The sequence below is a fragment of the Curvivirga sp. genome (assembly GCF_965219885.1).
In the GTDB taxonomy this organism is placed as follows: Bacteria; Pseudomonadota; Alphaproteobacteria; order UBA8366; family Aestuariispiraceae; genus Curvivirga.
The window spans coordinates 1,880,645-1,893,683 of sequence record NZ_CBDCOT010000009.1 but is presented as its reverse complement, the minus strand read 5'-3'; the positions used below and the strand labels follow the sequence as shown (position 1 = coordinate 1,893,683).

12 protein-coding genes are annotated in these 13,039 nt (G+C 43.7%); 6 read left to right on the top strand and 6 right to left on the bottom strand.

Going from position 1 to position 13,039, the window contains the following annotated elements:
• Positions 1–3: 3 nt before the first annotated feature.
• The 6 genes from ACOQOA_RS14395 to ACOQOA_RS14370 form a co-directional block, all read right to left on the bottom strand.
• Positions 4–1,338 (bottom strand): glucose-6-phosphate isomerase, encoded by a 1,335-nt coding sequence (locus ACOQOA_RS14395; protein ID WP_420549310.1) that lies wholly within the window; start codon positions 1,336–1,338, stop codon positions 4–6.
• A 69-nt stretch (positions 1,339–1,407) separates the two neighbouring features.
• Positions 1,408–1,818 carry an EVE domain-containing protein gene (locus ACOQOA_RS14390; RefSeq protein ID WP_420549309.1) on the bottom strand — a complete coding sequence of 137 codons (411 nt, stop codon included), beginning with the start codon at positions 1,816–1,818 and terminating at the stop codon, positions 1,408–1,410.
• Positions 1,819–1,838: 20 nt separating this feature from the next.
• Positions 1,839–3,176, bottom strand: a complete 1,338-nt coding sequence (locus tag ACOQOA_RS14385) for an MFS transporter (protein WP_420549308.1) — start codon at positions 3,174–3,176, stop codon at positions 1,839–1,841.
• Positions 3,177–3,424: 248 nt separating this feature from the next.
• Entirely contained in the window at positions 3,425–4,153 is a 729-nt protein-coding gene (locus ACOQOA_RS14380; RefSeq protein WP_420549307.1) for a Bax inhibitor-1 family protein, read from the bottom strand.
• A 159-nt stretch (positions 4,154–4,312) separates the two neighbouring features.
• Positions 4,313–6,844, bottom strand: a complete 2,532-nt coding sequence (locus ACOQOA_RS14375; protein WP_420549306.1) for an ABC transporter permease — start codon at positions 6,842–6,844, stop codon at positions 4,313–4,315.
• A gap of 3 nt (positions 6,845–6,847) precedes the next feature.
• Positions 6,848–7,555: an ABC transporter ATP-binding protein gene (locus ACOQOA_RS14370; RefSeq protein WP_420549305.1), complete on the bottom strand. Its 708-nt coding sequence runs from the start codon at positions 7,553–7,555 to the stop codon at positions 6,848–6,850.
• A gap of 58 nt (positions 7,556–7,613) precedes the next feature.
• On the opposite strand from ACOQOA_RS14370, the gene ACOQOA_RS14365 reads away from it, so the two are divergent.
• The 6 genes from ACOQOA_RS14365 (at position 7,614) to ACOQOA_RS14340 (ending at position 13,024) form a co-directional block, all read left to right on the top strand.
• Entirely contained in the window at positions 7,614–8,288 is a 675-nt protein-coding gene (locus ACOQOA_RS14365; protein WP_420549304.1) for an arylesterase, read from the top strand.
• Between the two features lie 50 nt (positions 8,289–8,338).
• Complete coding sequence (locus tag ACOQOA_RS14360) at positions 8,339–9,481, top strand: FIST signal transduction protein (RefSeq protein ID WP_420549303.1); 1,143 nt, start codon at positions 8,339–8,341, stop codon at positions 9,479–9,481.
• A gap of 65 nt (positions 9,482–9,546) precedes the next feature.
• Positions 9,547–10,605 carry an aldo/keto reductase gene (locus ACOQOA_RS14355; RefSeq protein WP_420549302.1) on the top strand — a complete coding sequence of 353 codons (1,059 nt, stop codon included), beginning with the start codon at positions 9,547–9,549 and terminating at the stop codon, positions 10,603–10,605.
• A gap of 257 nt (positions 10,606–10,862) precedes the next feature.
• Positions 10,863–11,495, top strand: a complete 633-nt coding sequence (gene thpR, locus ACOQOA_RS14350; RefSeq protein ID WP_420549301.1) for an RNA 2',3'-cyclic phosphodiesterase — start codon at positions 10,863–10,865, stop codon at positions 11,493–11,495.
• 32 nt (positions 11,496–11,527) lie between these two features.
• A complete protein-coding gene (locus ACOQOA_RS14345) occupies positions 11,528–12,046 on the top strand; it encodes a hypothetical protein (RefSeq protein ID WP_420549300.1) in 519 nt (172 codons plus the stop codon).
• Positions 12,047–12,061: 15 nt separating this feature from the next.
• Positions 12,062–13,024, top strand: a complete 963-nt coding sequence (locus tag ACOQOA_RS14340) for a tyrosine recombinase XerC (protein ID WP_420549299.1) — start codon at positions 12,062–12,064, stop codon at positions 13,022–13,024.
• Positions 13,025–13,039 lie beyond the last annotated feature (15 nt).

Genomic DNA, 13,039 nt, shown 5'->3' with positions numbered 1-13,039 from the left:
AGCCTAGTGCGATTCGCCCATTTCAGCCATATATTGACGAATGAGAATTTTGCCTTCTTCAACAGCGGGTTGATCATATGGATCAACGCCTAACATGTCGGCAGCCAAAATTGTCTCAAGCATGAAATGCATCATCAAGGCGCCCATGGAATATTCATTGATCTCATCCAAAGTCAAACGACGCACAGGCTTGCCATTCTTCGCCAAAGTTTCCGCTGTCGCCCGACGGGATGCTTCCATCAACTCGCCCATCGTACGGCCAACCATAAATGAAAGCTTCGGGTCATTGGCCAAATCCGCACAAATCGGATTCCCCCCTGAAGACACAGGCCCACCCAGAACCGTGAACATCTTATCAGACGGACCATCCAACCATAACTGTAATTGACTATGTTGATCCACAGGTCCTGTTGCATAAATTGGAGTTGTCCCTTTACCGTTTTTGCCCAGACTTTCAGCCCAAAGTTGACGATACCAACGTGCTAATGACCCTAAACGATCACTATATGCAAGCATTACAGAACTGCTTATTTTTTTTTCTTGTTCTAACCCCACCGAGATCGCAGCACCAACCGCTGCTGGACAGTCACAAGAATTTTCAACTTCCAGCGCATTTTTCAAAACTTCTTCTGCGCCTTTACGCACTAGTTGTGGCACAAGCCCAACAATCATTGCAGGTAACATGCCCACTAAACTAAGTACGGAATAGCGCCCACCAACTTTGGGGTCATGATCCAATAAGGGCAAATCAAACCGTTCTGCCAGATCACGCATCGGATTTTTACCCGGTTCTGTGATAATAGTGAAATGACTTGGTAATTTCTCATCACCAAGCGCTTCACGAAACTTAGGTAGGAAAGCCAAAAACTGCATCACAGTTTCTGTTGTACTACCTGATTTTGAAATTGCGATAATACCCGTTGTTTCTGGATTAAGCTTTTCTATCAAAGCCTCAAAAACAAAAGGGTCTACATTTGTAACAATATGCAAATTAGGAACTGTTCGTTTTGCTTCCCCTTGTGATACTTTGGGTGTAGCCATTTCAAACAAGGCACGCCCACCAAGAGATGAACCTCCGGTTCCTAAAATCACAACATCCTTAAAATTGCGGCGATAATGCTCCGCAACAGGTACCAGTTCTGCTAAATCATCGTCTTTTTCTGGTAAGTGTAACAAAGGCAGACTGCCATCGGCGTATGCAGCCTTAAGTTTTTCCAAACCTACCTTAGCCTGAGTTAACAACATATCATATTTTTTATTAGTTAGACCGCCAGAGCCAATCGTATCTGCCAGACAATCCCCAATATCTTGGGCATAAGGAAGTGTGGTATTTTTCATGGCGCTAATCTAGACAGTTTCGCATCTAGGTTCAAGTTACAATCTAATGTCACAAAGCTAGCTAAACCTCTATTTAGCCATACCTAAAATAATATGCCATGCATCTTCGGGAATTGGCATCACCGAAAGGCGGGATTGTCTAATCAAGGCAAGCTTGGAAAGTCTTGGATCATCCTTAATCATTTTCAAACTAACCGGCTTCTGTATTGTTTCAAGGGCTTTCACTGAAACCATCCCGAAACGTCCTTTAGAATCAGTGGGGTCAGGATGATACTCCTTACAAACCTCAACAATACCAACGACTTCTCTTGCCTTACCTGAATGATAGAAAAAAACCTGATCACCGAGCTTCATCTCTTTCATAAAGTTGGAGGCTTGATGATTACGTACACCATCCCATCCTTCACCTTCCGCACCTTTCGCAACTTGTTGTTCCCAAGACCAAGTTTCAGGCTCAGATTTCATCAACCAATAGTTCATAAAAGATGTTCCTCTCTAGATCAGGAGTTCGCTTCCTCTTCCTCTGAAGGGCCATTATCCCCTTCGTCAGGCTCAAAGAATTCCTCAAACAATTCTTCTACTGTATCTGGTTGATCATCTTCTTCAGGTTGCCACTCAGTTACATCCACCTCTGGGTTTAATACCGCAGAAAGCGGGTTAGGTGAAAGCATAACGTGATCTGCTTGTTCCGCCACTGGAATAGACGCACGTTGTGTCATACGATAAAGCGCAAAGACAAAGATAATTGTAAAGGCTGCACCTGGCGTTAACAAATAGAAGGCATCTCCCCAAAATTCCATAGTGTAACCCACAATAGCTGGTCCAAGTAACGCACCCACGCCACCAATCATCACCATCGTACCACTTGCAGCCACCATCTGAGCTGGGTTCAAATAGTCATTTGTATGTGCAATGCATAAAGAATAAAGAGGTTGAGATAATCCCCCAAGAACCAAGAATGCCAAATACATTTGCCAACCTGGCTCCACAAACTGGGTGGTACCAACAGCAGCAACAGCTGAAGCTAAAGCCACGCCGGCTAAAACTTTACGTCGATCCAAACGATCTGATAGCCAACCAATTGGCCATTGAGAGATCAAAGTCCCCCCCATGTAAGCCGTGATCATGAATGTGGTTTCCTGAATGCTTAGGCCAATATTGGCCGCATAAATCGCCCCTAGCATAAAGGCGCTACCAAGTCCAAAGTTGGTCAGGAACATCCCTACAACACCAAGGGGAGAAACCGTATAAACCATTTTTACCGTCGCATTTTCCGACTGCTCAAAACTTGGCGCAGGTGATACAGAAGTCAAAATTGGTATTACGGAGAGGCTGATCATTACAGATACAAGCGTAAATAATTCAAAGCTATTTGGGTCACCCAAGTTCAACGCCAATGTTGCGACAGTTACAGATCCCATCATAACAAGCATATAGACGGACATCATCTTACCGCGATTTTCATTGGAGGAAGCTTCATTCACCCAACTTTCGCAGACCACATATAACCCGGCATATGCCAAGCCAGTAATCAGCCTCATGAAGAACCAAACCCATGGATCAATTACGACGGCATGCACAAGGATGGAAATCGAAGCTAAAGACGCCAACGCCCCAAAAATGCGAATATGACCAACACGACGAATAAAAAACGGGATAATAATTGCACCGATTAAATATCCAAGAAAATATCCTGTTCCAATCAAACCTGTGATTGACGTTTCAAAACCTTCCAACTTCATCCGGATACCAATTAAAGTACCCTGCATCCCATTGCCGAGCATAATAAAGCTCAAGCCTAAAAACAGGGCCCAACATCCACGTACAGCAGCCAACATTGGCAATACTCCTAAGTATCGAAAGGTTTTATAAAAACTCTTATAATTTATGCGTGATTAAAATGAAGCAGGCTTATGCTATGAGCCGCCTGTTTCTGATTATCAATTCACGTCTCATATTCCCCCATACGCGACTTTTGAAAAAAAAGCGCTAAAAAAATTCAATTTAGGTGATTTTTTTTACGTACAAATAAAAACACCCGCAGAATTCTGCGGGTGTTTCAAACAGTTAGATATCAGTTAAGCGATTAGTCGTCGCTATTCATAATACCCAAAATGTTAAGAACATGAATAAACATGATTACGAAGCTGCTGTATAGTTGCAACGCACCCATGATACCCAAGCGACGTGCAACTTCCTCAGAAGGTGCAGACAAATACATGGATTTAATTTCTTGTGTTTCATATGCTGTCATACCAGCCAACAAAATCACCATCGCAAAGGATACACCCAAGCTAAGAAGTGTACTACCCAAGAAGATGTTAACAAGCATCAAGATGAACAACCCAATCATTGCCATCATCATGAATTGCGCCATGCCACTCAAATTTTTCTTAGTTGTGTAACCAACCAAGCTGGCACCAGCAAACATACCAGCAGAAATCAAGAAAGCACGTGCTACGATCATTGGGTTTGTGTTTAGATACATTGCAACCATCGGCGCAATACCAAGCGCAAGTAGCGCTGCATAAGCCCAGAACATGCCTTGAGCTGCACCCATGCTCTTAGACATGATAACTTTTGGTGCAAACCAGCCAACACCAATAGAAGCTAGTAAGAAGACAAAAGAAATCGGCATCAATGCCTGTAAAAGCGCCATATTAGTGGCAACAAAGAAACAGATTAAACCTGTAACACCAACACCAAGTGCCATCAAGTTGTACACTTTAAGCATATGCGAGCGCAAACCTGCGTCGATTTCAGCATTAGATGCATCGCGTTCAATCGTCATATTGAAACGTGGATCAACAGCCATTTTTCTTCCCTTTTCCATAGTGTTGTCCGAAATTGGACATACAAATAATTATTACGGTTCACCTATAATGAATCGCTTCCTGTGGCTAATATGGGGAGGAATGAAACAAAATTCAATAGTTTTCGTCCCATTCTTCACAAATAGTACAGGAAGGAGTTCCTAGTCATTTCTTAAATATGGACTTGCCTTTGTTCCCAATGCGGACCAAGCACTGATTCCACCAAGCATAACTGTCGTTAAGACCGATAAAACAAGCACAAGAATAAGGGCCTCTGGTAAGAAGGTCCATTCAGCTTCCATAAAGCCCGTGATCACTGCCCAGGATGCAAGGGCACCGAATCCAGCGGCAATAACCGCTGTGATTGTTCCCATAATGACGTATTCCAAAATATAAGCCGACATCACATCCTTACGGGTGGCACCAATAACCTTTAACAACACAGATTCATAGATACGTTTCTGGCGCCCTGCAGCTATTGCACCTGCCAGCACCAAGACACCAGCCGCAATCGCAATGGATGCGATCACCCTTACAGCTACACCAAGTTGAGCCACAATTTCAGCAACACTTTCTAAAACTTCCTTTACGCGAATACTGGATACATTGGGAAACTTATCAACAATGGCACGTTCCAGCGCATTTTCCTGGCTCTCTTCAATATGGGCCGTAGAAATATAACTTTGTGGGGCATGCTCCAACATGCCTGGTGAAAACACCATTACGAAATTGATCCCCATAGACGTCCAATCGATCTCTCGTAAGTTTCCAATGGTCACATCGACTTCACGGCCTAGAATATTCACGGTTAGCTGGTCGCCGATATCAAGTCCCAGATGTCCCGCAGCTTCTGCATCAAAGGACACAAGTGGATCACCGGAATAATCTTCCGGCCACCAGTTTCCTTTTACGATTTTTCCATTTTCCGGCGGTGTTCTAGACCATGTTAATCCGCGATCACCACGTAATATCCAAGCAGCTTCTGGTGGCGGGGTAATATCCTCTACAGGCGTTCCTTTTAAAGCGGTTAAACGGCCACGTAACATTGGTGTATCTTCGGATTTAGAGACACCCGGGAAATCTGCCATCAAATCTCGGAAGTCATCAATTTGATAAGGCTGGATATCGATAAAGTAAAATCCGGGTGCTTCACCACGTAAAACTTTGCCGACTTGATTATTTAAATTTCCTTCGATCAATGCAATGGATGCCATAACAGTTAAACCAAGACCGAGAGAGACAACAACACTTGCAGTTGGAGATCCCGGTCTATGTAGATTATCCATCGCCAAACGGAAACGCATATTTCTGGACCGAGGCATAGCCTTAGCCAAACGCATCACAATCCAAGCTGTAACACGAAAAACCAACAAAGCACCAATAGCACCAATCACAAAAACCATCGCCAATTTCGGTTGATCCGCTGTCATGATAGCTAACGCACCAAGCACGAGCGCCAACACGAAAACAACCAAGCTATTTCGCCAACCAATTTTTCCATCAAGAGCACCCATTTTAGATCTGAATAGATCAGCTGCTCTCACCATTTTGGCACGTGCTAAAGGCAAGAAACTAAATAACACGACGGTTAGTAATCCATATAAGACAGCTAGTAATACGGGCATTGGATAAAACCCAATATCAAGATTAACTGGTAAACGTCCATCCAACAAAGGAGCAACGACCATTGGCGTTACAGATCCAATAAAGGCACCTAATAAGGTACCAATGACACCCAAAGCTAAGAGTTGGCTCAAATAGGTTAAGAAGATTAAACGAGAAGAAGCACCAATACATTTTAATGTTGCAATCACGCCTGTACGGCTTTCCAGATAGGCACTGACAGCATTTCCAATTCCGACGCCACCAACAAGGAGCGCCGTTAAACCGACTAATGTTAAGAACATGCGCACACGATCCACAAAGCGTTGAATATTTGGTGCTGCGTTTTCTAGATCACGGATACGCCATCCGGCTTTGGGGAATTCAGCTTTCACTTGATCAACGAAACCTGTCACCGCTTCCGGATTTTGAATCGCAAGACGCATATGGTAACGGATCAAGCTTCCCGGCACGACCAACCCCGTTTCATCCAAGGCACCACGTGCGATAATAACACGCGGACCAAGGTTAAAGGCCTGTGTACCACGGTCAGGTTCATTATCGATTAGGTGAGATACGTAAAGTTCCACATCACCAATGCGAAACCCTTCGCCAATGGACAAGGAAAGTCTTTCCAATAAGGATGGCCCAATTGCAGCCGGCCAGCGCCCTTGCTCATCCTTCAGATCATGGTCAAATGTTGTGCCGGATTTTGTCGCCAATTCCCCAAAAAGTGGATATGCATCATCAACCGCCTTCAGCTCAACCAGACGACGATCTTCGCCATCCAGTCGAATAGCCATTGCCCGCATCTGCGCGACCTGAGACTGACTTAGCGTATTTGCCTCCATCCATGCTTCTTGATCCGCCGAAAATTCGTGATGGGTGAGACGCAGATCGACATCCCCTCCTAAAAGCTTTCTTGCATCCCTTTTAAGACCATCTTCAATGGCACCACTGATACTGCCAACGCCTGCGATAGCAGCAACACCCAGTGTTAAACAGGCCAAGAAAATTCGAAAGCCAGCCAGACCGCCGCGCAGTTCTCGCTTGGCGATGGAGAGAGCTTGTTTTAAATCTTTCATAAACATGGCTTATGCATCCATGCTTTCAAGTTCGGTCAAATTCCCATCTGCCATACGCACAATACGGCTACATTTCTCGGCCAATTTTGGATCATGTGTAATTAAAACCAAGGTCGACCCTAAATCTTTGGACAAAGAAAAAAGCAAATCCATAATTTTCTGTCCTGTATCACCGTCCAAATTACCTGTTGGTTCATCTGCCAAAAGCAATCTTGGCTTGGACGCTACAGCACGGGCAAGTGCCACACGTTGTTGTTCCCCGCCCGATAGCTGTGCAGGATAATGATCCAGACGGTGACCTAATCCAACTGCTTCAAGCCCCTCTTTAGCTTGTTGCATTGCGTCGCGTCGTCCTGAAAGCTCCATCGGCATCGCAACATTTTCTAGTGCCGTCATTGTCGGGATTAGATGGAAGTCCTGAAAAACAATGCCGACATTATCACGACGAAATAGAGCCAACCGATCTTCATTCATGGATGTTAAATCCTCGCCGCAGACAGTGATTTTGCCACCTGTTGCGGCTTCAAGGCCTGACAAAACCATTAACATTGAAGTTTTACCAGCACCACTTGGGCCAACCACAGCGACCACTTCACCTGAAGAAACTTCCAAATCAACTCCCCTTAGGATATTGACCTCTCGGCCCTCAACCCCCAATTTAAGGGTTACATTATCAAGTTGGATCACGGTTGATTGATTATTACCAGTCATGGTCATATGATTTAACTCCACCCAAAGCCCTGCTTGCGGTTAATAAAATAAAAAGGCTACATTTATGAAGACTGTATCTGTCCTAACCCAAGGATATGGGATCAAGTCCCGCTATTACAATCACTTCCTTGCTTTATTTCTTGCAGTTTTTTGCATTTTCTTTGCACAAAATGCTTTTGCAGGTATGCGTATTCTTGCTTTAGGCGACAGTTTAACAGCCGGATACGGCTTGCTTGAGAATGAAAGCTTCCCCGTCAAACTTGAAAATGCACTTAAAAAACGTGGGCATAAAGATATTTCCGTTATTAATGCAGGTGTATCAGGTGACACAACTGCTGGCGGCCTTTCGCGTGTTGGATGGTTGATGGCTGAAAATCCAGACGCGGTTATTGTCACCCTAGGTGGTAACGATGGCTTACGTGGACTTTCACCAAAACAAACACGTGAAAATCTTAAACAAATCATATTGCGTTTCAAAAAAGCCAAGGTGCCTGTATTGCTTGCAGGCATGATGGCACCTCCTAATTTAGGGCGTGACTATTCAGAAAAATTCAATGGTTTATATGGTGATTTGGCACAAACTTATCGCACCCTATACTACCCATTTTTCTTAAAAGACGTTGCCGGGAAAAGCGTCTTGAATCAATCAGACGGCATTCACCCAAATGCTGAAGGTGTCGATAAAATTGTCACAAATATTCTACCATACACAGAAAAGCTTCTCACAAGGGTAAAATAGGCGTAAGCTATAAGAAACAATAAACAAAATAATATGGAAGGAGCACCGCCATGACCTTTTCTGCAACTCAAGCTGACTTTAGAGTTGGAATTGCACAAGCAGATGATTGGCACATGGCAGCCGCAGATATCCTTCGACAGATCGGAACACCCACTGCCCTACATCGGCTGGGTATTATTTACGTTAGCAGCGCTTACGCTCACAACATGTCCGATATTGAAGTGTTTTTCCGCCAAACGACAGGCGTACCTCATTGGGTTGGTTGCGTGGGTCATGGGGTCTTAACCCATCGCGAAGAAATTTTTGAAGCGCCTGCAATGACGGCTATGCTTTGCCCGATCCCTGAAGATGGGTTTCATGTTTTAAAAGAAATTCATGAGGATACAGAACCGGGCTTGTCACATGCCTCTTCCTGGTTATCTCAGGTGGATGTGCCTCTCGCCTTAATCCACGCAGATCCAAGTAACAATGTCATCCCTGGCTTATTACAAGATATCACCTTGGAAAGTAGTGCTTATCTTGTTGGTGGTTTAACATCTACCATGGGTGAAGGTTCTCAATTAGCAGATGGCCTTGAAGGTAAAGGGATCAGCGGAGTCATGTTTTCCAATCGGATTGCCCCAATGATTACCGGCCTCACCCAAGGATGTAGTCCAATTGGCCCAATTCATCGGGTTACAGAATCCGAAGATAACATCCTCATTAGTTTAGATAATCGCCCAGCCCTAGAAGTATTTAAAGAAGAAATCGGTGATATTCTATCTCGCGATTTAGAGAAGGTCGCAGGATATATTTTCTCTGCCTTACCAGTAGAGGGCAGTGACAAAGGCGATTATATGGTGCGTAACATTCTTGCCATTGACCCAGGACAGCAGATGATTGCAATTGGGGCCGAATTAGAACCTGGCGATGAGGTTTTATTCTGTAAAAGAGACACAGAAACAGCCGAAGAAGATTTACGCCGCTTACTCAAAGATTTGAGAGTTCGCGCTGGTACTTCGCCCATCAAGGGCGGTGTCTACATTAACTGTGCAGGACGTGGCCCAAACCAATTTGGTGGAAATTCCCGTGAGATGGAAATTATCCGTGAAGAACTGGGCGATAATGTACCTATCACAGGCTTTTTTGCGAATGGTGAAGTAAGTTATGACCGATTATATAGCTATACAGGGGTTTTAACTTTATTCCTGTAACCTATATTATAGGTCGGAATGAAAGCAGGGATCATCACTGATCTTCAATTGGGGACAATCTAAATATGGAAAAAAGACGTTTAGGTCGTACAGACCTTGATGTAAGTTTGATTTGCCTAGGTACAATGACCTGGGGCGAACAAAACACTGAAGCCGAAGGACATGAACAACTGGATTTTGCCTTAAGTAACGGTGTTAATTTTATCGATACAGCGGAAATGTATGCCATTCCGCCGCGTCAAGAAACATATGGTGCAACAGAAACTATCATCGGCAATTGGTTTGAAAAAACAGGCCGTCGTAATGACGTCATTCTGGCCACGAAGGTTTTAGGGGCCGCAGAACGCTTTCCTTATGTACGGCCAGAGCTCAATGATGGGCGCGTCGATCTTAATAGGCCAAATGTACTGGCTGCATGTGATGCCAGCCTGAAACGCCTTAAGACCGATTACATTGACCTTTATCAGATTCACTGGCCAAGTCGTGCAACTAACTTTTTTGGTCAATTAGGATATACACATCAAGATGGAAAAGATGGTGTATCCATCGAAGAAACCATGAGCGCCATGGATGAGTTAGTCAAAGCTGGTAAGGTTCGTCATGTGGGCCTTTCCAATGAAACACCATGGGGTATGTTGGAACATATTCGCGTTGCCGAACAAAAAGGTCTGCCACGCCCACAATCTATCCAAAATCCGTATAATTTATTAAAACGCGATTTTGAAGTTGGCTGTGCAGAAGTATCCATTCGTGAAAATGTTGGCTTGCTTGCCTATTCCCCACTTGCGATGGGCGCCTTAAGCGGCAAATATCTTAATGGTCAACGCCCGGAAGGTGCACGCATCAGCCTATGGCCGGAATATTTCCCGCGTTACATTCGCCCAGGTGTGGAAGCCGAAATTGCGAAATATATGGAGGTTGCTGATGAAGCTGGATTGGATCCTGTGACCTTAGCCTTATCTTTCGTTAACCAACAACCATTCGTGACATCCAACATTATTGGTGCCACAACAATGAATCAGCTGAAAGTGGCGATAGATAGTGCAAATACAAAACTAAGCGATGAAACGCTTTCTGCGATTCATAAATTGCATTTAGACGTACCATATCCTGTAACCCATTAAGGATATGGTTATACTTTGATCTTCGAAGGGAGAGGTTAAAGCCTCTCCCTTATTTATTTTTTACGCAAAAAATTTATTAGGATCAGAATCTTAGCATCACTTCCGCCCAGTTTCATAATTCTTTCACGAAAAAACGCCTTCCCCCAAAAGCCCAAATCATGTTAGCGATTTAGAAGTTAGGTGGACCTATAGCTTGCCTAACAATATGGGTAAGCAATCCGGCTGGCTACATAAACAGACTTTCAGGAGGCTGCGCCATGTTACGTTTATTTGTTGCCCTACCTCTTCCACGCGATATTACTCAGAAACTATCTGAGCTAACATGTGGATTACCCGGTGCCCGCTGGGTACCTTCAGAAAATTATCATCTGACTTTACGATTTATCGGTGAGATTGCCCATCATCAAGCTGACGATCTAGATGCGGCATTATCCATGATTTCAGAAGAGGCCGTTGAGATAAAATTAAACGGTTTTGGTCATTTCGGTAAACGAGGTCGTGCAAATAGCTTAATTGCGATGGCAGAAAAGACACCTAGCTTGTTGCATCTTCAAAAGAAAGTGGAACGTGCGATGATTAAATGCGGTATGGAACCTGAAACACGTAAATTTTGCCCTCATGTTACCTTGGCCCGCATGAAACCAACTCCCGAAGTCATGTTACATGATTACGCAAAAAAACATCATTTTCCAAAAGGCTTGTCCTATACAGCCCATCAATTTGTTCTTTATTCAAGCTATCTAAGCAATACAGGGTCAGTATATTCCCCAGAGATTGAATATCCATTAAACGGTGGTCTGGATGAAGATTGGACACAACAAGCGGCTGAAGAATTCGCGATGGATTATACCTATAATTATCGTGGACAATTTGTGCCGGAATTTGCATAAATCCATCAAAGTTTCGACAATAGATAAGACCAATGACTGAAGTAAAAGAGACAACTATACCCTTGAATAGCTTTATGAATTTTTATCATGAATCTCCGGGGCATCATGCAGATGCTTTTGTAGGACAAATCGATGGTATAATTACGTTAGAAGATTATATCTTAGCATTCTTTGATTCACCAATATTCCGAATTGAACGGGCTATATTATCTTTATTCCTGCTCAAACGCATTAAGCAGTCAGAAATTAAAGAGCTTGCCTCCGGGCATGGCCAGCAATTCGCGCTTTGGAAAACGAAAAAGAGAAATGAGGAAGAGTTGCTTTTGGAAGTAGAGGACAGCCAAATCCGCACATGGTTCCATACGAAACAAGAACAGGCGAATAAAACAAATCTTTACTTTGGCTCTGCAATCGTCCCAAACACAACCAGCAAGAATACAAAAGAAGATATAGGTTTTACGTTTCGTTTCTTTATGGGCTTCCATAAATTGTATTCACGGATTTTGTTGCAATCAGCCCTAAAAAAACTCAAAAGAAAAAATAACGTTTAAAATTAATTGAAGCGAATGAAACAAAATAGACAAGAATGGGAAATCGATTTAGACCCGCTGCTTGGGAATAATGCAGTGGCACATTCCTATCGTGATTTTCTTACTTTCATTCGAACCGAAAAACGTTATTCAGAAAATACATTTATAGGCTATCAGCACGATCTTTCAGATTTTCTAAGGTTCCTCACCACACATCTGGGGAACACACCATCAATGACTGATCTTCAAGATTTAAAGACAATGGACTTCCGTAGCTGGCTTGCGAAATTGGGTCAAAAAGATTTAGCGAAAACCAGTATCTCACGTGCATTATCAGCAGTACGTAGCTGGTTTCGTTGGATGGAAAGACATGATCTGGTTAGCAATCCGGCCATTAAGTCAGTAAGAAGCCCTAAACTCCCAAGGGCAGTCCCTAAACCAGTCTCTGTTATGGATGCGAAAAACCTGATCCAGTTGGCAGGTGAACTATATGACGATGATTGGCAAGGAAAACGAGATATTGCAGTCTTCACCCTATTATACGGATGTGGCCTGCGTATATCAGAAGCTTTAAATCTTAACGTAGAAGACTGGCCAAGCGACAATGCACTCGTTGTTTTAGGTAAAGGTGGTAAACAACGCCGTGTTCCTTTGCTACCTCAAGTTAAAGAAGCTGTCACAATTTATCAATCTGCTACGCCTTATGCACAGGCTTCTACAAGTCCTCTTTTCCGTGGCAAAAAAGGTGGACGTCTAAACCCAAGACAAATCCAACTATCCCTTCAAAAAATGCGCCCTCTTCTTGGGCTACCTGATACAGCAACGCCGCATGCTTTACGTCACGCTTTTGCCACTCACCTACTTTCAGGCGGTGGTGATTTACGCAGTATTCAGGAACTATTAGGACATGCCTCTTTGGTCAGCACGCAGCGCTATACCGAAGTTGATAAAGACCGCTTGTTAGACGCCTATAACGCAGCTCATCCACGCGCAAAATAATTGAGTTTTTCTGCT

Excerpts from the sequence above, each read along its gene's own strand:
- ACOQOA_RS14395 (WP_420549310.1), bottom strand. The coding sequence starts at position 1,338 with ATGAAAAATACCACACTTCCTTATGCCCAAGATATTGGGGATTGTCTG.
- ACOQOA_RS14390 (WP_420549309.1), bottom strand. The coding sequence starts at position 1,818 with ATGAACTATTGGTTGATGAAATCTGAGCCTGAAACTTGGTCTTGGGAA.
- ACOQOA_RS14385 (WP_420549308.1), bottom strand. The coding sequence starts at position 3,176 with ATGTTGGCTGCTGTACGTGGATGTTGGGCCCTGTTTTTAGGCTTGAGC.
- ACOQOA_RS14380 (WP_420549307.1), bottom strand. The coding sequence starts at position 4,153 with ATGGCTGTTGATCCACGTTTCAATATGACGATTGAACGCGATGCATCT.
- ACOQOA_RS14375 (WP_420549306.1), bottom strand. The coding sequence starts at position 6,844 with ATGTTTATGAAAGATTTAAAACAAGCTCTCTCCATCGCCAAGCGAGAA.
- ACOQOA_RS14370 (WP_420549305.1), bottom strand. The coding sequence starts at position 7,555 with ATGACCATGACTGGTAATAATCAATCAACCGTGATCCAACTTGATAAT.
- ACOQOA_RS14365 (WP_420549304.1), top strand. The coding sequence starts at position 7,614 with ATGAAGACTGTATCTGTCCTAACCCAAGGATATGGGATCAAGTCCCGC.
- ACOQOA_RS14360 (WP_420549303.1), top strand. The coding sequence starts at position 8,339 with ATGACCTTTTCTGCAACTCAAGCTGACTTTAGAGTTGGAATTGCACAA.
- ACOQOA_RS14355 (WP_420549302.1), top strand. The coding sequence starts at position 9,547 with ATGGAAAAAAGACGTTTAGGTCGTACAGACCTTGATGTAAGTTTGATT.
- thpR (WP_420549301.1), top strand. The coding sequence starts at position 10,863 with ATGTTACGTTTATTTGTTGCCCTACCTCTTCCACGCGATATTACTCAG.
- ACOQOA_RS14345 (WP_420549300.1), top strand. The coding sequence starts at position 11,528 with ATGACTGAAGTAAAAGAGACAACTATACCCTTGAATAGCTTTATGAAT.
- ACOQOA_RS14340 (WP_420549299.1), top strand. The coding sequence starts at position 12,062 with ATGAAACAAAATAGACAAGAATGGGAAATCGATTTAGACCCGCTGCTT.